18 protein-coding genes and 1 tRNA gene are annotated in these 20,672 nt (G+C 44.6%); 8 read left to right on the top strand and 11 right to left on the bottom strand.

Translation table 11 applies throughout. The annotated features are described in order from the left end of the window. Positions 1-13: 13 nt before the first annotated feature. Positions 14-769, bottom strand: a complete 756-nt coding sequence (locus tag OL444_RS08575; protein ID WP_264733631.1) for an SDR family oxidoreductase — start codon at positions 767-769, stop codon at positions 14-16. A 75-nt stretch (positions 770-844) separates the two neighbouring features. Next, positions 845-1,489 carry a TetR/AcrR family transcriptional regulator gene (locus OL444_RS08570; RefSeq protein WP_264733632.1) on the bottom strand — a complete coding sequence of 215 codons (645 nt, stop codon included), beginning with the start codon at positions 1,487-1,489 and terminating at the stop codon, positions 845-847. An 88-nt stretch (positions 1,490-1,577) separates the two neighbouring features. On the opposite strand from OL444_RS08570, the gene OL444_RS08565 reads away from it, so the two are divergent. Beyond that, on the top strand, positions 1,578-1,772 hold the full coding sequence (locus OL444_RS08565) for a hypothetical protein (RefSeq protein ID WP_264733633.1): 195 nt from the start codon (positions 1,578-1,580) through the stop codon (positions 1,770-1,772). Positions 1,773-1,776: 4 nt separating this feature from the next. Beyond that, positions 1,777-2,151, top strand: a complete 375-nt coding sequence (locus tag OL444_RS08560) for a hypothetical protein (RefSeq protein WP_264733634.1) — start codon at positions 1,777-1,779, stop codon at positions 2,149-2,151. 3 nt (positions 2,152-2,154) lie between these two features. On the opposite strand, the gene OL444_RS08555 is transcribed toward OL444_RS08560, so the two are convergent. Further along, positions 2,155-3,297 carry an alpha/beta fold hydrolase gene (locus OL444_RS08555; protein ID WP_264733635.1) on the bottom strand — a complete coding sequence of 381 codons (1,143 nt, stop codon included), beginning with the start codon at positions 3,295-3,297 and terminating at the stop codon, positions 2,155-2,157. Between the two features lie 86 nt (positions 3,298-3,383). Then, on the bottom strand, positions 3,384-3,950 hold the full coding sequence (locus tag OL444_RS08550) for a Crp/Fnr family transcriptional regulator (RefSeq protein WP_264733636.1): 567 nt from the start codon (positions 3,948-3,950) through the stop codon (positions 3,384-3,386). Between the two features lie 219 nt (positions 3,951-4,169). Here OL444_RS08550 and OL444_RS08545 point away from each other — a divergent pair, with 219 nt between their 5' ends. Then, on the top strand, positions 4,170-4,934 hold the full coding sequence (locus OL444_RS08545) for a hypothetical protein (protein WP_264733637.1): 765 nt from the start codon (positions 4,170-4,172) through the stop codon (positions 4,932-4,934). A gap of 125 nt (positions 4,935-5,059) precedes the next feature. On the opposite strand, the gene OL444_RS08540 is transcribed toward OL444_RS08545, so the two are convergent. Beyond that, a complete protein-coding gene (locus OL444_RS08540) occupies positions 5,060-6,292 on the bottom strand; it encodes a serine hydrolase domain-containing protein (protein ID WP_264733638.1) in 1,233 nt (410 codons plus the stop codon). A gap of 97 nt (positions 6,293-6,389) precedes the next feature. On the opposite strand from OL444_RS08540, the gene OL444_RS08535 reads away from it, so the two are divergent. Then, complete coding sequence (locus OL444_RS08535; protein ID WP_264733639.1) at positions 6,390-6,788, top strand: winged helix-turn-helix transcriptional regulator; 399 nt, start codon at positions 6,390-6,392, stop codon at positions 6,786-6,788. Positions 6,789-6,857: 69 nt separating this feature from the next. Here OL444_RS08535 and OL444_RS08530 read toward each other — a convergent pair whose 3' ends face one another. Further along, positions 6,858-7,448 carry a hypothetical protein gene (locus OL444_RS08530; protein ID WP_264733640.1) on the bottom strand — a complete coding sequence of 197 codons (591 nt, stop codon included), beginning with the start codon at positions 7,446-7,448 and terminating at the stop codon, positions 6,858-6,860. Continuing rightward, positions 7,426-10,863 (bottom strand): DEAD/DEAH box helicase, encoded by a 3,438-nt coding sequence (locus OL444_RS08525; RefSeq protein ID WP_264733641.1) that lies wholly within the window; start codon positions 10,861-10,863, stop codon positions 7,426-7,428. Before OL444_RS08525 ends, OL444_RS08530 begins: the two co-directional genes overlap by 23 nt. Before the next feature lie 557 nt (positions 10,864-11,420). On the opposite strand from OL444_RS08525, the gene OL444_RS08520 reads away from it, so the two are divergent. Then, a complete protein-coding gene (locus OL444_RS08520) occupies positions 11,421-13,223 on the top strand; it encodes an endo-1,4-beta-xylanase (RefSeq protein WP_264733642.1) in 1,803 nt (600 codons plus the stop codon). Between the two features lie 46 nt (positions 13,224-13,269). Here OL444_RS08520 and OL444_RS08515 read toward each other — a convergent pair whose 3' ends face one another. After that, positions 13,270-13,665, bottom strand: coding sequence for a winged helix-turn-helix transcriptional regulator (locus tag OL444_RS08515; protein WP_264733643.1), 396 nt, complete (start codon positions 13,663-13,665; stop codon positions 13,270-13,272). Between the two features lie 172 nt (positions 13,666-13,837). Here OL444_RS08515 and OL444_RS08510 point away from each other — a divergent pair, with 172 nt between their 5' ends. Further along, positions 13,838-14,236, top strand: a complete 399-nt coding sequence (locus OL444_RS08510; RefSeq protein ID WP_264733644.1) for a DoxX family protein — start codon at positions 13,838-13,840, stop codon at positions 14,234-14,236. A 226-nt stretch (positions 14,237-14,462) separates the two neighbouring features. Here OL444_RS08510 and OL444_RS31790 read toward each other — a convergent pair whose 3' ends face one another. Beyond that, entirely contained in the window at positions 14,463-16,121 is a 1,659-nt protein-coding gene (locus OL444_RS31790) for an NAD(P)/FAD-dependent oxidoreductase (protein WP_307734816.1), read from the bottom strand. A 10-nt stretch (positions 16,122-16,131) separates the two neighbouring features. After that, positions 16,132-17,532, bottom strand: a complete 1,401-nt coding sequence (locus OL444_RS08495; RefSeq protein WP_264733645.1) for an ATP-binding protein — start codon at positions 17,530-17,532, stop codon at positions 16,132-16,134. A 93-nt stretch (positions 17,533-17,625) separates the two neighbouring features. Between OL444_RS08495 and nfi the strand changes: the two genes are divergently transcribed. Both nfi and OL444_RS08485 read left to right on the top strand, forming a co-directional pair. Beyond that, positions 17,626-18,297 carry a deoxyribonuclease V gene (nfi, locus tag OL444_RS08490; protein WP_264733646.1) on the top strand — a complete coding sequence of 224 codons (672 nt, stop codon included), beginning with the start codon at positions 17,626-17,628 and terminating at the stop codon, positions 18,295-18,297. A 129-nt stretch (positions 18,298-18,426) separates the two neighbouring features. Beyond that, positions 18,427-18,500: transfer RNA gene (locus OL444_RS08485), tRNA-Asp, on the top strand. Positions 18,501-18,860: 360 nt separating this feature from the next. Here OL444_RS08485 and OL444_RS08480 read toward each other — a convergent pair. Continuing rightward, positions 18,861-19,133 (bottom strand): hypothetical protein, encoded by a 273-nt coding sequence (locus tag OL444_RS08480; RefSeq protein ID WP_264733647.1) that lies wholly within the window; start codon positions 19,131-19,133, stop codon positions 18,861-18,863. Positions 19,134-20,672: the final 1,539 nt, after the last annotated feature.

Raw genomic sequence — 20,672 nt, 5'->3', positions numbered from 1 at the left:
CTCCCGGCATCGCTTATTTCACATTGGACAGGCCGCCATCGATCAGCAGTTCTGTGCCGTGAATATAGGCTGCATCATCAGATGCGAGGAAAAGTACGGCTTTCGCAATTTCCACCGGTTCTCCAAAACGTTTGAATGGCAAAGCAGGCAGGATACTTTCAATCACCCCTTCAATATCTGCCGGTGTTAAACCTGTGTTATTGAAGATGTTGGTTTTGATATGTCCCGGACTGATACCATTTACCCGGATGTTTCTGGCGGTGCATTCTGTAGAGAAGGTTTTGATAAAAGATTGAACAGCTGACTTTGCGGCCGTATATACAGAAAAATTAGGCATACCGAAGGCAGTCACAAAAGAGGTATTGAAAATAATGGCCCCTCCTTTATTGATAAGTGGCAACAATTGCTGCACGGTAAAGAAAGCGCCTTTTACATGCATATCAAACAGCTCATCAAAATGTGCTTCATCTACCATTTCTATGGGCGCAAATTTGCCATAGCCGGCATTTACAAACAAAACATCAATATGCCCTGCCTGTTTTCTCACCTGTTCCTGCAGGGAAAAAATGTCGGCCATTTTCCCGGCATTTGATACCATACCGGTAGCAGCCTCACCTAATGCTGCCAGCGCTTTATCTACCGTCTCCTGGCTTCTGCCGGTGATGATCACTTTGGCGCCCGCTGCAATAAATTCCTGTGCGGTGGCGAAGCCCATTCCGTTTGTACCACCGGTAATCAGGCATACTTTGTTCTTAAACTGTTGCATCATCTTACATTAAATGTGAGCGGCAAAGTTTGTACTAATTGTATGCTATAAAAACCCGAAACTTGCGGGAATGTGTAATCAGGATTTTTTTAGATTTCCTCCCTGGCCCCATTCCATATCCCGTAAACTCGACCTGGCTGACGGTGTCAGGTACGGATAAAACATCATGTAACAGATGTTGCTATAATGCTTAATGGCCTTACTACCTCTTAACCGGAGTGTCAGTTCATTATTGGACAGCCAGAAATCGCCCATAATAAAGATCTGTGTTACCAGGGCCTGTTGTAATGTTTCCGTCAGGTCTTTCCGGAATATACCCCTGGATTTCAACTCCTCGAAAATGGCGATAAATTGTTTTTCCCGGCGTTGAGTAAGGGCATAATAGTCTTTCCGGATATCCGGAATACGAAGGCTGATTTCTACAAAATGTAAAAAGATAAAGCGGTATTTATACACCAATTCAAAAGAACGGATGAAAAAAGCATGTATGGTTTCCAGTTGCACATTCTCCGGCGATTCGGCTACAGATACAATGGCATCGAAGTCTGCTGACAACTGTGTATATAAAGTTCTAATAATCTCATCGGTATGTTTAAAGTGATAATGCAGATTGCCCGGACTAATGCCCATTTTAGCCGCAATATGCCGGCTGGTAATGGTATGCACCCCCTGGCTGTTATATAATTCCAGCGCTGTTTTCAGTATTAGCGTTTTAGTATCCATGAATCAAATTTAGAACATTTGTACTAAACACAAAAATTAGTACATTTGCCCTGAATTAATTAGTACATTTGTTCTAAATAAAACAATCATGGAGAACGAAGATAAAGACCTGAACGAAGAAGGGAAGCCTTTAATACAAAGGTTAAGAAACAGCGCCTTCCCCATCAAACCAACAGATAGTATTGCTGCCAGAATATTAAAAAACAGCGCTTTCTGTCTGTTTGCAGTAATGGCATTAATGGTAACGTTACTGTTGGGAGGCGCTATCATGTTTGTATTGTAAACATATGAAACGGTTATTCGATCCTTTATTCATCAGCTACTGCCTGCTGTGGGGTATTATCCACCTTTGCCGGTACCTGCATCAGCCGGTACCACTGCTAAACGGCCATCTGACCGACTTCCTCGCAGTACCGGCGATGGCACATATTGCACTTACATTTACCCGCCTGTTTATTGTACGGAATCAACAATATACCTATCCGCTTTTCTACCTCTTATTCATGGCTGTATATACCTCTGTAGTATTTGAATGGCTGATGCCTCGCCTCTCACCGGTATATACCCGGGATATCTGGGATGTAGTAGCCTATTTTGCAGGGAGTCTGTTTTATTATTGCTTCCATGGCAGGCCGGCAACAGCCCGTCAGGAATACCCATAGTGGCTATTTCCCTTCCAGCAGCTGCCGGATAGGTGCATCAAAAGCCGGTATATCTTCGCGGTTAAACATCGTCATATGTCCCCATTCTGATTCCATTATTTTTAACCGACCATCCCGTAGGAACTTCACTTCATTTTCACTATCTGCCGGCGGGAAATACCGGTCGTACCTATCAGGTGCAATGATTGTTTTAGCCCGGATGGCCTGCAAGGCCTGTTTTAAATCATGCTGGTATTTTTCATTGGCACTAATGTCTCCGTTTTTCCAGGTATCCATCATCGATAACACATCATTGGCATCATAGCTTGCAAAATTGGGCTCCCAAAAGGTTTGGATAAACTGCAGGGCCGTCGTTGCCTTAAACTGCCGGAATAATTCTTTCCGGTAAAACGGTTCTGAAAAGCCCCAACCGGCATAGATGGCACTGAATGTTTTCAGGCCGCCAACAGGCGTCTTCTGGTAATGCCCGTTGTTAAAGACAGGATCCAATCTTATCGCGCTTTCCAGGGCATGCAGAAAAACCTGGTTATAATGCCCGGTTCTGGCAGCCGCACAAAAAACAACCATAGCAGCTACCTGCTCCGGATATAAAGCAGCCCACTGATAGCTTTGCATGCCGCCCATTGACCAACCCACCAGCAGCTTAATCTTATTAATCCCCCATACTTCCTGCAGCATTTTAGCCTGTAGTGTTACATTATCAGTCAGGGTAACTGCCGGAAAATCCGGCCCATGAAACGGCGGGGGCGTATTACTGGGAGAACTGGAAACACCATTTCCCAGCATATTGGTAAAGATGATAAAATACTTATCCGGATCCAGCGCGCGGTTGCTACCGGTCAAAAATTGTTCACTATCCCGGTGGGTACCGGCAAACCAGGAAGGAATTAAAATCACATTATCTTTTTGGGGAGATAGCTTACCGATTGTTTTATATACCAGTGTGACCTGTGGTAATACCGTCCCCTGCTGCAACCGGAAATTATTTACCCGGAATAGGGATAAGGTATCTGCCGTTTGACTGGCAACGGACCTCCTGCCTGCTTGTTCCTGTTCCATCGCTGCTTTGTTTACTGCGCTGCCACTTTGGTCATAACCTAAACAGGCTACCAGTAGCATCCATCTTGCTTTTACAATAAAATTCATCTTGCTTGAATATAATCGCAAAGTTCCGGTGGAGACTTTTGAACAGGAAGGACATTTATTACTAAAAGCGCGTGATAAATATCACGTCAGGTAGTGAGCAACCGGCTTAAGGTTTCCCTGCTAAGCCCGAGGTAAGAGGCAATATGCGTTTTGGAAACCCGCTGCAATAGGGTTGGATGCCTTAACAATAAGCTTTCATAGCGTTCTTTGGCATTCGTACTGATCAGACAAAGGGTTCTTTTTTGCAACGTGATATAATCTGCGATTGTTTTTTCGCTGAAAAAGACGGCCATTTTGGGCACCCGCTTATACAAATAAGCCCGATCTTCCCGGGAAAGCGCCAGTGTTTCCGTGTCTTCCAGACAATCAATATTCAGGGAGGCCGGTACGATACTGTGATAAGCATGGGGATCTGTTATCCAGGAACCTTCAAAAGCAAATTGGGTAATATGCTCTTTTCCTTCCTTATCCAGGTGCGCCGCTTTTGCTAAACCGGACAAAATAAAATGTTCGTATAATACCGGCTCCTGCTCTTGTACGATAAACTGGTGCTTTTTGAATTGCTTTTTTTTGAATGCGGCCAACACCAAATCAAATTCTTCATCAGTAAGCAGAATGGTTTTTTCGATTTCCTCACGTAAGAGATGGGTCATTATTATTGTTATTATTTTAATATTCGCCAGAAGAATTATTATGCTCCGATGACAATAGCTGCCATTATATTTCGCCGGTGTATCCTAACTTTATAACAAGAAAATTATCCCGAATATAGCCTATAAAAAAGAAAACCGATATACAACTATCCTGATTCAAAGAAGAAAAGCCTAAGCTTTACAACAGCTCCTTTATGAACGACCCTAAACCATCCCAGCATGATCCGACAATTCATTTTGCCTGTTGCCTTATTGTTGCTGCTGGCTACCGGTAGTGATGGCCAATCCAATACATTTCCCGCCAGCGGGGATGTGGGCATTGGAACCTTATCTCCGGCCGCTAAGCTACATGTATCAGGAGGCCGCATTAAAGTGGAAAACCCCACCTCCACGCAATCGCAATTCGGAGGACTATGGCCCCTTTACATCGTGGGCAACTGGCCCAATGTAGGCTTCAATGCCTACGTCGACGACAATAACTGGAAATACGGCGCAGGTAGTGTCAATAACTACGGCGGTACCATCCAGTTCAATCCCAACAACGGCGACTTTACCTTTCACAGTTCGTCTGCAGCCGGCAATACCGGCGCCAACATCCATTACAACACCCTGTTAACCCTGAAACAAAACGGCACGGTAGGCATCGGCGCCCCTACCCCGGGTAATTACAAATTAAACGTAGCAGGCCTGATCAATGCCTCTTCCATTGTAGTTCAATCCGGTTTTAAAAACACCCCCGTATTCAATCGCCACTATCAGTTGCCGGCCTTATCATCCATTGAACAGTACATCAACACCCATCATCAATTACCAGGTATTCCATCCGCGAAAACGATGACCACAGAAGGGGTAGACCTGGGAAAAATGAATGAAGCCCTGTTACATAAAATACAGGAGCTTACCCTTTATCTTATACAACAACAAAAATCAATTGCTGCTATCCAATCGGACATACAACAATTAAAACAACGCCATCACAACTAATACCTTTAACCCCATAGTTGTAAAATAAATAGGATCAGCCATTAAAAAACCGTTACCTGCTAGTATTCTTTTCATCGAATAGTATCAGGTAACGGATCATTTATTGCCAGCGTGTATGCAACGGACTATAAGGCCCCGTACACCAAATGCTGCAGGTATTGCCCCAGCCCGAAAAAGTTCTCCGGATAATGTTGTTGTGTGAGTATAATACCAATCAGTTTTTCCTTCGGATCGGCCCAGTAATGGGTATTAAAAGCACCAATCCAGTAAAAAGATCCTTCATTCATCGGATATACAAATTTATTCCGGCTATTGACGACACCTACCCCTAAACCAAACTGGAAGGCCTCCGCATTGGCAGTACCGGTCAGCTGATTACGCAGCAGCAACGATACACCGGTTTCACTGATGATATGACTCCCCTTGTACACACCTTTATTGAGCAGCATCTGCAGAAATCTGCCATAGTCCGCAGCGGTACCGCTTAAACCGCCGCCACCGGAAAAATATACGTTATCATCAAATGGATAGCCGGGTTGTGTAGCTTCAAAGATAGTTCCGGTCACCGGCTCCAGTCCATGTTCGCCCCGTTGCTGCAAGGTAACCAGCCGGCCGGCTTTGGCAGCAGGTATCCGGAAGTAGGTATCTTTCATCTGCAGCGGCTCAAAAATGCGGGTCCGGAAAAAAGCATCCAGCGACATCCCACTCCAGATTTCTATCAGATACCCCAGGATATCGGTATTGAGGCCGTAAGTCCAGGCCACGCCGGGATCATGTTTCAATGGCAATGCTGCCACCTTGTTTACCGCAGCTGCCAGGGTACTATGCGATCCGATACCCACTGTTACCCCGGCCCGGGCGTAAATCGCCTGCATGGCCGGGTCCTGGGAAATGGCGCCATAGTCGATACCGGAGGTATGTGACATCAGGTCGCGGATGGTAATCTCCCGGGCAGCCGGCCGGGTGGTATAACTGCTATCCGCCGCATGGAAATCTACCAATACCTTCGGGTTTTTAAAAGCCGGGATGTATTTGGATACCGGCTCGTCCAGCAGGAACCGGCCATCTTCCAGCAATATCAGGGCCGCTACGCTGGTTACCGCTTTGGTAAAGGAAGCAATACGGAATATATTATCAAGCTGCATAGGCCGCTTACTGGGCACATCTGCATAACCAAAAGCTTTGTTATAAACAGGCTGACCATCCTTAATAATCAGTACCGTGGCGCCGGTCACATTTCCTTTTGCCATTTCACGGGTTACAAACTGATCTATACGCTGCAGATTGGCAGCGGGGGTCACCTGAGCGGCAGCAGATAATACCATGCTGCATAAAACGGTGGCGACAATAGTTTTCATGACTTAAGTTGTTTAAATTTGTCTGGCAAATGTAGGGCACCCAACGGTGTAAAATCAAGCCTGCATTGGATTGTAAGTACCGAACAAAAATGTAAGGATGAAGCAGATAAAAGAATCCTCTACCAACTTTTCCAACAAGGAAAACCTGATCGCCATATGTACAGAAGCCTATGCCATGGACCTCATCGGCGCCAGGTGGAAGCTGTCTATTTTTTATGAGTTAAAATACGGGCCGGCGCGCTTTTCGGAGCTAAAGAAGAAAATCGCCAATGTAACAGAACGTATGCTCACCTTACATTTACGTGAAATGGAGCGGGATGGACTGGTCAACCGTACGGTATATCCGGAAGTACCTGCCCGGGTAGAGTATTCGCTGACCGATAGTGCCAGCGAGTTATTGCCGGTATGGGATTATCTGCGCGCCTGGGGAAAACGCCACCGCACCCGGCAGGAGGGTGAGGAACCAGGTCCCTTCACCATCACGCCGATTTGTTAAGCCCCCACCAGCCCCCGTGCGTTAACCGAACAGGGGGCGGCTTTAAAACCACTTTTCTGTTTCAGCGGGTTACTGCAGCAGGCGGTAGATGACAAAGACTACCGCCCCGATCAACACACCACCTGTCAGGAGTACGGCCAGCAATATTTTTTGCTGTTGCTGACGAATAGCAGCAGTATGCGCTTCCAAAGCCTTCACTACCTGAGTCGTAGCAGACTCTGTTGCAGTTGTTACAAACTTTTTGATCTCCGATTTATGTTCCGATAATTTTATCCGCAGCGTTTCTTCCAGATCACGATAGAACTGTTTGTTTTCTTTGCGGAGCTGCTCTACTTCTTCCGTGAGTACTTTCTCAAATTTTTTCTGCTGTTCCCGGAGGTCTGCTATTTTGGACTCCAGTAACTGCTGAAGGTCTGTTTTATACAGCGCCTGCTGGGCCGCCATTTCCCTGATTTTATCCTTTACGTTATCCTGAAAGGTCAGGTGTTGCTGCAGCACATTTTCCAGCGCAGCATTACTTTGTGCAATACTACCTATCACGGTTTCGTAACTGGCGGCCAATGCGCGTATCTCGTTGAATACTTCTCCAACGGATTTAAGTTTGGTAATCTCTTTATCAAAATCTTCGAGGGTACTGTTAAATTTTTGTAAGCTGCTCATATAAGTGAAGATTCAGTTTTTTTAACGTGATGATATTGTCTTTGAGGGGGCGATCGAGTAAGTAAATAACCTGCAGTTCTTCTGCCAGGTATTCCCGTTGGTCGGGATAAAACGGTACGAGGGTTTCTGCCAATGTATAGCGGCTTTCTTCCGGTAATAGACAACCCAATGCAATTATTCTTGCGAGGATTTGTTGCTGCTCACCGGTAGTAAATAATGCCGGGAATTGCGCCAGGGCATTTTCCAACCGCGGCCTGCCATCCGTATCGTCGAATTCCTGCAGTAGCAAACGCACCAGGCCACTGATCACATTCAACCCTACATTGGAGCGATAGCTTTCCAGGAACCGGCTCAGACCATCCCTTAAACGCGCCGCTGTTTCGGCGTCTATCAGTCGTTCATGATGATAAAACAGTTCAAACCATTGTGCATATTCCTTCGGATGTTCTGCAATATGCTGCAGGATGAAAGTCGTTTCTGTAAACTGGAAATAGGTATCTATTCTTTGTTTGAAGAATTCACTGTTTCTAAAGTCCAGACACCAGTCTGATAACGTTTTAATGGATTGCCGACGCTTGTACACAATGTTATCCCAGGTCCATTGCAACAAAAAGCAAATGCACTGATCTGTCAGGTTATCTTTTTTTACCATGCGCACCTGTTCTTCCACGTTGGTGGTAGGTTCATATTTATGAATATACTTTGTCAGGGTATACAGTACCGCAGCTTCCTGCATTTGATGAAAAGATACTTCATACAGGTTTACAAAATCTGTTGTCCAGTCTTTCACAATGCCCAATAAACTAAGCTTGTAAATCCCCTTTTGAATTTCTGTTTCTTTTACAGTAAGGAGTTTGCCATAGTGTTGCTGACTATAGGTAGCTAATTCCCGGATGGCGTCTCTCCAGAATACTTTAACGATACTGTCTGCCTTAAAATAATGATCTATCAGAAAGCGGATAAGGATAAAATCTTCTGTGATTTCTTTATGTCCCTGCAGGAATAAAAAGATAATCTTGAAAATATCCTTACCGGAAAATCCCACCTCCTTATTGATCTCCGCAATCCGTGCAATATCTGTATTGACATCAAAAATCTCGTCTACCAGCTGAGGGTCTACTGTTTCATGCGAATGCAATACCAGACAACGGGCTACGACATCCTGGTTCTCCGGAAGAGATTTGTTCCACCGCCCGGCCCTTCCGGCTTCCTGGTACAAAGATTCTACCGATCCCGGTATACCGTAGTGAATCGTATAATGAATGTTCTGTTTGTCGATCCCCATTCCGAAAGCCTTGGTAGCAGCCAGTAAGGGAAATTTATTGTGCTTATACTGATGTTGCACTTCGTTTTTATACCGGGTAAACTCCTCCGGCGGCATCACCGGTATCTTACGGTTGGTCTTTCTACCCTGGTCATCATACTCATTCATCACCGGCACTTCCCCGGAATAAAACCGGGCCTGATCCGGATAGAGCGTATTGATATAATTAGCCAATTCATAGCAACCAAACGGCCCATTTACATTCGGCGAAAAGATGAGGGCCGCCTTATCTTTTTTACCAATAAAATCAGCTACCTGGTTTAACTGGTGCAGCTTATTCTTTAACAACTCCAGCTTATTTCCTTTATCTGCAATCACTTCAAACTGCAGTTCCTTTCTGCTGTAATCCTTTAACGTTTTTACGTTCTCATCTTTGATCTGGAATTCTATTCTGATATCCTTCAACACGTGCACCGAAGCGGTTGCCGTAAGGCCAATGAAGCGCGCATCCCGGCAATACTGCTGAATGGTGCGGGCCAGGTTCAGGTAAGAGGTTCTGAAATCATGCCCCCATTCCGACAAACAGTGTACTTCATCAATTACCGCATAGGCAATTGAAAACCGGCTATTAACGGCAGCCAGGTATTCCCGGAAAGATTTTATCTGAAAACGTTCCGGAGAAATCCAGATAAACAGGTATTTCCCCTGCGAGAACTCCCTTTGTACCCGCTCCTTTTCTTCCGGTGGCAGGTCGCCGGTAATAAATCCGGTATTCGTGATCAACAGCGACTTTACATTATCCTGCTGGTCATACATCAGGGATTTAATGGGAGATACCACAAAGTTGATACTGGGCTGTAGCAAACAGGCCAGCTGGTAACAAATAGATTTACCACCACCGGTAGGTAACAGCCCGATCGTATCCCACCGGCTCAGTGCATTGGCAATAATGGCAAATTGTCCTTCGCGAAAATCATCTTTATCAAAAATATTTTTCAGAAAAAAACGTAAGGCCGATTGATCGGCATTATCGTCATTTATGATAGCATAAGTCACCGGCGATGTGGTGCTGGCAACGAAATAATTTTGTTCACTCCCAAAATAATCTGTGCGTACAAATAGGGTATCTGTTTCGTGGAGATGTTCATCTGTATAGCGTTTCAGCAAACTAAAATCGATATTAACGTACCCTTTCTTAGGCAACATTTTTCCGCCATCCGCTGTAGTCACCTGTATATCCAGCCGGGGTGCGGTAAACGGTAGTTTCCGCAGCTGACAAAGTGGGGCCAGCCACATCAACAGATCCTGTAATGCCAACGACGCAAAACCACTGACATCCCTTTCCTGCAGATGCAGCTGCCAGGTGTCAGCGGCTATTGACAACTGGCCATTGATGAGCAACTCCAGTATCAATAATTGCAACCGCATGATGGCTGTGGGTAATAGTTTCTCCTGCATCACCACAGGATCTATGCCATGCGTTTGTAACTGCTGAAAAGTGGTGCGGTATAGTTGTAATTTATTTTCCTTAAGCGCCAGAAATTTTTTGATGTCAGTGATGATAGACACAAAGCTGCCATCATTGAAGGCTTTCAATGGGATACGGAAGGTAGTCACCCCCTTGGCAGCCAGATAAGTATCGCGGATATTATCCTGTACCCTTATCCGGTCGTCGCGCTTATGCTGCTGCCCATCAATTTCAATGACCATCTTTGCCTGCGGCAGAAAAAAATCCACTGCCTGGCCAACAAATGTTTCATTATACTCCTGCACAATATCATTAATCTCTGCTTCCGGTAGCAACAGTGCCTGGATAAAAGCATATTCTCCAAAATGATCCGGAATCAGTTTTTCAAAAAATGTTTTTGCCGGATAATAGTTTTTTTGTTTATCGCCCTTGATGGTATCCTGCCATACCGGCACCGCGGTATCTATTAACAGGAAGGGGGTTTTAAAGTCGTCCCGCTGCTGAAAATCTTTTCCGAAATGTTGCTGCAGGTGTTCCGACAACATCGTCGGGCATCCCCGCTGCAGTATATTTTTTATCACATAATATACCGACAGATAGGGCGAATCAACAGGCTGCGTTACCAGATTCTGGACAACAAAATTCGGGTTCGTATAGGAATAGTTTGCTGTAAACTTTATCATGTCACCAACATGGATTTAATGGTTTTGGTACTTATGACCAAATGAGGGATGTTATAACAATGCCGGGGCTACTGAACAGCGAGGATCATTTCACAAGCTAAAAACCATTATTAAATATATGGCTTATTAATAAAATATACAAAAGACAATTATATTTTTCACCTTCATCTTATCAAGCCAGCAACCTGGTTTATCATCCATCATTATATTTTTCAAAAGAAAATAAGCAGACATCCCCCTATTGATTTACCACGCTCCCGCCAAGCCGTTAAGAATCTGTTAAAAGCGAGTATTTACTATGGGGGGTGACGTTGATTCGTGCGTAATGATAGAGAACAATACAACTGGTGATCATTATTTCACAATGCACTACAGCAATATGAGTGTTTGGAGAATCATGGCTTTTATTATCGGGACACGAATGGCTGTAAGCCGGTCCCAGACCTGTTATGCTTAACTATATCTGTATGTCTGACAGTTATTCATATCAGGCATAGCACTATAACGTTTGTTACGGACAGGCATGTTCAAATAAAACCTATTAAGTTTTTGTACGCATGGTGGTATACATCTACCGCAATAAGTTCCTGACTATATTGCTGATCATATTTATCGTATTCGCAATTGCTTTCGGATGCAAGCAACAAAGTTATTGCAACACCGCACGTGTCAATGAAGAAGAAACACCTTTCATGGACCTCCTCAAGGGCCACGACTGGCAACACTTTTCAGGCGCTGTAGTCAAGCCGGAAGGTATATGGATACAAGGTCTCGACAGAGGTATTGTGCCGAAAATAGCCGCGCCGGAAGAATCCTGGACCGAAGATGACAACAAAAAAGCAACCGACAATCCACCTTATAATTTACAGGGACCTTATTTACGCGTACAGGGCGATTTCATCATCACGGCTACCATCTCCGTTCAATCAGAAAAAAGTGCGCTGTTATACTTCTGTGGACAGCTACCAGACATCTACGATGAATGGAAACAGGAAGGAAAAGCTATTGCCATCGGCGTTAAAGCACAGCAATTGCAACTGATTGTTCATGACGGCAAACAAGCTATACACAAATCTGCAGCAGACATCGGGCGTGTAAAAAAAGTACAGTTTCACCTCAAAAAAACCGGCGATAAAATTGAATGGTATGTCGATAATATTTTCGCCGGCGTGCTGAGAGATACCAACGGCATTTTTGCCTCCGGCAAAGTATATTTCGGCGCAGCAGCAGAAAGAGGCAGCAGCTTTCTGTTGCACCAGCTCATGGCCAGAGCGGCGAATACACGCAGTAAAGTAACGGTGATGGATTATCAGCTGCATACCGTCCCCTACTTTGTGAATACCCTGCGAACCGTCGCTAATCTTTTACCCAGGCATTTATACATTGGTGCAGCCCTCACGGCTCACCCGCTCCTGACGGACAGCCTGTATGCCAGAACAGCGGCGGCCCAATACAACATCATCACCCCTGAAAACGATATGAAATTCCAGTTCATACATCCGCAGCGGCACCTGTATGCTTTTGCAGAAGCAGATGCGGTGGTAGATTTTGCCCATCGCAACAAAATAGATGTACAGGGCCATACCCTCGCCTGGCATGAAGCCATCCCGGCCTGGGTGCATGAACTGGAAAACAATCCGGAAGAAATCAAAAAAGTCTATACAGAACATATCAGTACAGTCGTCTCTCACTATAAAGGAAAGCTAGCAGCATGGGACGTTGTGAATGAACCTATCCGGGATAAAAACCTGGACCGGCAAAAAGGGCTGCGGGAATCTTCTCCCTGGTTCAAGGCACTGGGTGAACAATACATAGATATCGCCTTTAATCTGGCGCACCGCATTGATCCGGCGGCCAAATTGTATATCAACGAATATGGCGTGGAAAACCTGGTATTAAATGATCCCAACAATAAATGCAATGCACTTTACCAACTGGTAAAAAGATTGTTGCAACGCCGCGTACCTGTTCATGGTATTGCCTTTCAGATGCATGAAGATATGGGAGAAGGGCATAGACCTGTAGATCCGGAAGCACTGGCTTATACGATGAAAAAATTTACAGACCTGGGGTTGGAAGTCAGGGTATCTGAAATGGATGTTTATCTGCACACAGATAAAGTAACACCTTCCTTACAACAAAAACAGGCCACCTATTTTAAGGAGATTCTGGCGGTATGCATGAACAACCCAAACTGTACGGGGTTTAGCACCAGGGGCTTCACTGACCGGTACTCTTCACTGGGCTGGCGTGCAGCGGAAACCGCCGCCGTAGATTATGGAAACGGATTACCATTTGACACCGATATGCGTCCAAAACCGGTTTATCATGCTTTATTACAGCAACTACAACATAAATAACCGGATACACCATGCTGATCTCACCAAACCCGCTGTTCCGGCGGGTTTATTTTTTAGGCTGATCTGCTGCCACCTTTTCAGGTTCCGCCTCCTTCCCTCTTATCTTATGCAGATGTTGGGCTCCCCAGTCGCTTAATGCATGTAATAATGTATCCAGGGTTAAACTATATTGAGTGAGTTCATATTCAGCAATTGCAGGTGTTTGCGAGGAAACATGTTTTTTAATAAACCCATTCAGCTCCAGCTCTTTCAGCTCTGCCGACAGCACCCGGGCAGATATCCCGGATACCTTTCGCTGCAACTCATTAAACCGGGTTTTCCCATCTGATAAAGCCGCAATAATTCTCAGTTTCCATTTCCCTCCAATCACATACAAAGCATCATCAATGGCACGTAGGCTTGCATTGCATGACTGATCAGTAAGTTTCGGATCTTGTAACATGATCGTTCTTGTTTTAACAGTTAACTAACCAAAAGGTTACTAATTACTTCCAGTATAGCAGCCTGCTTTCATACGCTAATATCGCTAGTTTTACATCAGCAATTATGACAAACGAAACTGCAGTATCTTTTAATCATTTGCTTTTATTCATTCAACAAAACGGCATCCCAATATGAAAAAAAACAAGATTATATTCTGGATAACCACCGGCCTTATCAGCATTATGATGTTATTCAGTGCACTTAGCTACCTTACCAATCCGGAAATCAAACAAGGGTTTCACCATTTGGGTTTCCCGGATTATTTCAGAATAGAACTGGCAGTGGCAAAAATACTTGGCACCTTGGTATTGATCATACCTGCAGTCCCCAAACAGTTGAAAGAGTTCGCCTATGCAGGTTTTGGGTTTACGTTCATTTCAGCGGCCATCGCTCATTTTTCCAGTGGTGACCCCACTTCAGTAGTAACAGCCCCCTTCTTATTTATCATATTGCTTGTTGTCTCCTATATCCACTATCATAAGTTGCTACTGGCAAAACAACACAGTCTTCCTCAACAAAAGTTAGCTTAAAACTTTAGGAAAAACAAGCGGGAACCATGCTTTTATTAACACTGTAGTGATATAACAGTCTATTTACGGAACCATGCATATCCACATACTATAACTGCACACTATTCGCTATTGCATATTGTTTCATTACCATTCCTATTAACCTCGCCCTGGATCACATTAACAACGCCCTGCATCACGGCGGGTTACCGTGGTACAGGGCGTAATTGCTATATAGTTACTATAGTTATATTTCCGCCAGGTATTTATGTACCATACTGATACTCATAGAACCCTCTCCCACTGCAGAAGCCACCCGGCTCATCGCACCCGAACGCACATCACCGGCAGCAAAGATACCGGGGCAACTGGTTTCCAGCAGATAAGGTTCCCGCTCCAGCTTCCATAGCTTACCAAAATGATCAAATGATTTCATCTCCCGGCCGGTTTTTACATATCCTTTTTCATCTTTCATAATCAGTTCTCCCAGCCAGTCGGTATACGGCCGGGCGCCGATAAAAATATACAGGGCATCTGCCGGCACGATACGTTCTTCGCGGGTTTGCACATGCTGAATATGCAGTTGCTCCAACCGGTCATTTCCTTTTGCCGCGGTGATCTCGCTGTTGGATACCAGGGTAATATTATCAATACCGGCAATCTGCATAATCAGGTAGGCCGACATGGTAGCACTGAGGTCTTCCCGTCGGATGACAATAAATACCTGTCTGGCAAATTTGGAAAGATATACCGCTGCCTGTCCGGCGGAATTACCGCCGCCCAGGATATACACGACTCTGTCGCGGCAGGAAGCTGCTTCTGTAGTGGCTGCGCCATAATATACACCGGCGCCGGCAAACTGCTCAATCCCTACCGTATCCAGTTTACGATAATCCACCCCGGTGGTAATTACCACTGCCTTTGCATTGATCTCTGCCCCATTTTCCAGGCATAAAATTTTGTAGTTGGCTTTCAGCCGGATGGATTGTACCGACTGCGGTGATAAAAACTCTGTGCCGAAACGGGTTGCCTGCGTAATAGCCCGGCGTGTCAGCTCCGCCCCACTAAGCCCGGAAGGGAAGCCCAGGTAGTTTTCAATACGGGAGCTGGTACCAGCCTGGCCACCAGGCGCATGTCGTTCTACCAGCAACGTTTTTAATCCTTCGGAAGCGCCATACACCGCTGCTGCCAGACCTGCCGGTCCGGCGCCGATAATCACCACATCATATATCTCATTGCTGAAAGTAGGATTCAATCCTATCTTGGCCGCAATATCAATAATCGCCGGCGCCTTTGCCACCTCCCCGTTTTCAAAGATCACTACCGGTAAATCTTCTGCTGTCAGGTGATTTAATTCCATCAGCTGCCGGCCTTCCTCCGTAACAACATCTACGGATAAATAAGGAATCAGATTACTGGCCAGGAATTCCTTGATATGATAAGAGGCGGCAGAAAAATCATAACCCAGTACTTTAATCCCTTTAAAATCGGGCCGGTAACCATTCTGCCAGTCATCCAGCAGGTCATTCAATACCGGATACAGTTTTTCTTCCGGTGGATCCCAGGGCTTCATCAGGTAATAATCCAGCCGGAGATCATTAATGGCTTTAATAGCCGCGTTGGTATCAGAATAAGCTGTCAGCAACACCCGTTTCGCATCCGGATAAATACGGATAGCCTGCTGCAGAAAATCTACGCCTTCCATCTCCGGCATTCGTTGGTCAGAGATAAACATCGCCACGGTTTCATTTCTGTTTTTCAGCGTTACCAGGCTTTCCAATGCTTCTGTAGCAGACAGTGTACTTAAGATCCGGTATTCCTTTCTGTAATAGGCTTTCAGGTCCTGTGTAATGGCATTCAGCACCTGACGGTCATCATCAATAGCAAAAATTATAGGCAAGCTCATAACTGCTGGTTTAATTATTTTCTACAGGAAAAGAGATCCTGAATATGGTTTTTCCGGGTGCCGGTATCAGCTTCACCGATCCGCGGTGCCGGTTTATAATCTGGCTCACCATATCCAATCCCAGACCGGTACCTTTACCGATTTCCTTGGTGGTAAAAAAAGGTTCAAATACGCGTGAACGGTTTTCTTCCGGGATACCAATACCATCATCTGATATCAGCACATGAATACATTGCCGGTCCTGTGTAGTGGTGATTTCCAGTTGTCCTTTCTGATGGGTTTCCATGGCGTCAATGGCATTGTCAATGAGATTGGTCCACACCTGATTCAGCTCTCCTGCCAGTGCCTTTATCCTTGGCAACGTTGTATCAAAACGGGTGACTACTTCCACATTACCTTTACGCAGCTTATAATCCAGCAAGGTAAGCGTATTATGCAAACCTGTGTGGATATCTATAAACTGCATATCCGTTGCCTGATCCATGTAGGTATAACTCTTTACGGCAGATACCAGATCAGCAATACTTCTGGCCGACAACAGCATATCCTTTACCATCCTGTTGGCTACCAGCGCCCGTTGTATCCAGTCGAAGATAACCGCTAACTGTGCTGCCGGCAACTGGTCACTGAAAGTAGCCAGGTCAGTGGTAGTAACGCCATATGCCGCCAATATAGCCGCTGTTTCATACTGTGTCACCCCTTTGCTCTCCAGCCATGTTTCAATGGCCTCTTCGCGGTCCGACAACTCCATTAAGCTGAATGGTTTCTCCGGTTCACCTGCCTGTATAACATTTAACTGGTCTACAATAACAGTGGCCTGTTCCGATGTGAGCTGCATCGCTGCCATCTGTTTGAATATTTCCGGAATCCCCCGGATATTATCGCTCAGCCCTGCTGCACTCCGCACAATCGCTGCCACCGGATTATTCAGCTCATGGGCCAGTCCGGCAGACAATTTACCCAGGGCCATCATTTTCTCATTCTGTTGCTGCATAGAAGTATTTTCCCGCACCCGGCTGGTCATGATATGCACCAATGCTTCCGTCAGTTCATAATGCTGCGCTGTACTGGCTTTGATCTTTTCTGCCGGACAAATCAACACCCGCGTTTCCTTGATGCAGGTACCATTGCCCAATGCATTTTTCGCCCGTGAAAAGGGCAGCCAGCCGGTGATACTCCCGTCATTCAGCTCCGCAATCTCCCGGTAGTGACCATTTACGGAGGCAGACATACGCACCTTTCCCGTCATCACAATCATCGTCGCGACTATCGGGTCACCAGTCCGGAACAGGAAGTCGCCTTCCGCTAGCAGCTTATCTTCCGACGCATCAATGAGCCATTGCAGCTGCGCTGCCGGCACCTCTTCCAGGGCTGGAATTTGTTTGAGCTGTAATGCTGTGATAGCTTCCATATAAGGCGAATTAGTACCTTCAAATTACGAATTAAGCAGCATGCCGCCATTATCATCTCCTGCTTAATTTGTAATTTCCCGGCAAATCATCCTATGCTTACTACAGCCGAAGCCATTGCCATACAGGAAACGCTGAAACAACAGGTCATCTGCACCGATCAACTACCGGCCACCATTAACATCATTGCCGGTACGGATGTGGAATACGATAAAGATTCTTCCCTCATTGCCGGCAGCATTGTACTGCTACACTATGAAACCCTGGAAGTGATCGCCGTGGCATCTCATTGTATGGAAGTTACTTTTCCCTATATACCAGGACTGTTTTCTTTCCGGGAGATGCCCCCACTGTTACGGGCATACGAAAAACTGACCGTACAACCGGACCTCATCATCTGCGATGGACAGGGACTGGCGCATCAACGCCGGTTTGGGCTGGCCTGTCATTTAGGGGTCACCCTCGACAAACCCGTGATTGGCTGTGGGAAAACAAGGCTGTGTGGCCAATACGGGCCCCTGGACGAACCAAGAGGCAGCATGGCCGGCCTGTATGCCGAGGATGACCAGTCGCTGATTGGCCATGCCTTGCGCACCCAAGCCGGTATCAATCCGGTATTTGTTTCCGTTGGCCATAAAATATCCCTGGACACGGCTACTGCTATTGTGCTGAAAATGGCTACGCAATACCGGTTGCCGGAGACTACCCGTATCGCTGATCATTATGCACGCTTAGCAATGGAGGCCTACAAAGAGCAATCAAAATAGCCACCAGTATGCATTACAGCGTATCATTAAAAAAAATTAAAAATTTATTTGGCGAAATGAAATAAATATTTCTATATTTGCAACCCCAAACGGGGACAACGGTAGGGCAAAAAGGCCCGTCCACAGTGAGGATCAGTAGTTCAGTTGGTTAGAATGCCGCCCTGTCACGGCGGAGGTCGCGGGTTCGAGTCCCGTCTGGTCCGCAAGATTTATCAGGAACCCGCTCAGTGAGCGGGTTTTTCTTTTTTAGTCGAGTTGTTAGTCGATTCCCCTTTAATTTTCCCCGACTGGTTTATATAGCTTTATTAAGGTTAACTATCGTTGACTAAGCCTCTCAGCTATTGAATTCGCTAACTTTAAATTTTTTATTTGCATAGAAAGTAAAACATAAATTATAATCCCAGCGGGATCACAGACAACTTATAAACCTCCACGCAAGGCGTGGGGTTTTGTTTTTTAGTCGAGTGTTTAGTTGAGTTCCTTTTATATAACTCCGATTTCTTTCCCGTACTTTATTCAGGTTAATTAGCTTTTACTAAAGTATATTATTTGTTACATAATCCTTAGAGGACCTGAGTTTTAAACGCTCGTTGTAATTGTCCTTTATTTTTTGGTGTTATTTTGTCTGTTATTTTTAACAGGCAGTTTTTCCCGGTTGCTTTCTTTTTAGCAATATCAGGGGGCGGTGACTGCTTCACGGCATCTTTGTTTGCGGCTTGAAGAAATGGATTGTCATCAATTTTCGTACTGCATTTGTTTGCAGTTTGAAGAAAAGGATCGGTGGTAATGTTTGATGTGGCGGCTGCTTGGAAAATAGGGGCAATAGCGCTTCTCATGCCAGCCGAAGCAGCAGCAATTTGAAAGAATGCGGTGTGTTTAAGTACATCCCCGACGTTAACCCCGGTTGCCAGAATATTTCTTCGATGTATGCAGTAGGTTATTTAGGTTCGCTGGTAATGTCGTTGGTTGAGGAGACCATTTTCTATTTATACATTCATGTTCAAGTTCTCAATTTTCTTTGAATAAATATACAGTACGAAGTCTGATTAGATCAGTCGCTACTTCTTTATAATTGCTGCGTGTAATATCATATTTATCATGATCAATCTTCTGCCGTATAATCTTCTCCATTGAATGTTCCGTGTCTTTAATTCTATATCATTACAGCATGAACACCCGGTGATTTCATGAGAGAGCTAAAAATGAAGATAGCAGACGTCTCTAACTCTTATTTGACATTCAAATCATCATCCTGGATGACCTCTAAATCACACTATTTTAAGTTTGTTTTTTTGAAAATCGGAATATTTTATATTGCTATATTTTTTAAAAAATCTTTGGCAAAAAAAAATGCCAACTTCAATAAATAAATCCTATATTCATATTGGTTAACTTGAAATAACCTGGAAAATCAGCTTCATTTGATTGGACAAAAAAGTTTTTTATAGCTTAGTTTCTTTTAGTTTGTAACCAGTTTGTATTAACCATTCAATAAGTCCATTAAAGAAATCCAATTGTCGTATCTAAGAAATGTACTGAGTTACGGCTATTGAGGTTTACTCCATATAACGGTTCATATAGATTGTATCTGAAATAAGAAATAAAATCAGGAGACACAGCATCAATTGAGAACCCCAAAGAACCTCATAGCGCAGTTAACTCAAAAATAATACACTTGTTGTTAAGACTGGTTTGTAATACCTGTTAAGCCCTGATAGGCAGACTCTCATTACATCAAAACGTAAGAGTACTGTATATTGATACTTCAATTATTAACAGTGATAATCTCCAAAGAACAACCGGAAGTCATTATGATCTTTTTCATATTGATCCGGCTTTTAGCGCCGTTAATACTTAATGTAAACCTGTTATGCCTTAAAAAAGTTATACGGATGAATACCAGATAAGAATACTTTCAACATCGATTTAATCCAGTAGCATTGATTAAATTTTTTATTCTTTAGCCCCTAAAATGTTAATCCTTATGAAAAGATTTAAAATGTCATTAGTCATGACGCCGTTTGCTGGTTTATCATGCATCAGACTAAGAAACGCGCTATCAAACAATCCCGGGAAGTTTATTTTCCGGCTAAATTGCCCACGAATATTCTTTTCGCAATAATGACCCTCACTACAGCGGAACAGGTTTAATAAATGAACCCGCCCGAAGCATTCCTCATTTTTCAAAAAAGCCATGTAAGAAATGTCTTCTGAGGTTGGGGCATTCCAATTATTTGATCCATACCTGTGCTGATAAATCCTATCGATTTATTAAAGGCGGTTCTCTTTTGTTTCATACCAAATCATGCCCCTTTTTCATGCTCTTTCTCCTTCTTTGAATATATTTTGTATAACTTTTTTGTTACCCAAATCTT

Origin of the sequence: Chitinophaga nivalis (assembly GCF_025989125.1) — a bacterium.
Taxonomy (GTDB): Bacteria; Bacteroidota; Bacteroidia; order Chitinophagales; family Chitinophagaceae; genus Chitinophaga; species Chitinophaga nivalis.
The sequence above is the reverse complement of the archived record's forward strand: the minus strand, read 5'-3'. Positions and strand labels throughout refer to the sequence as shown.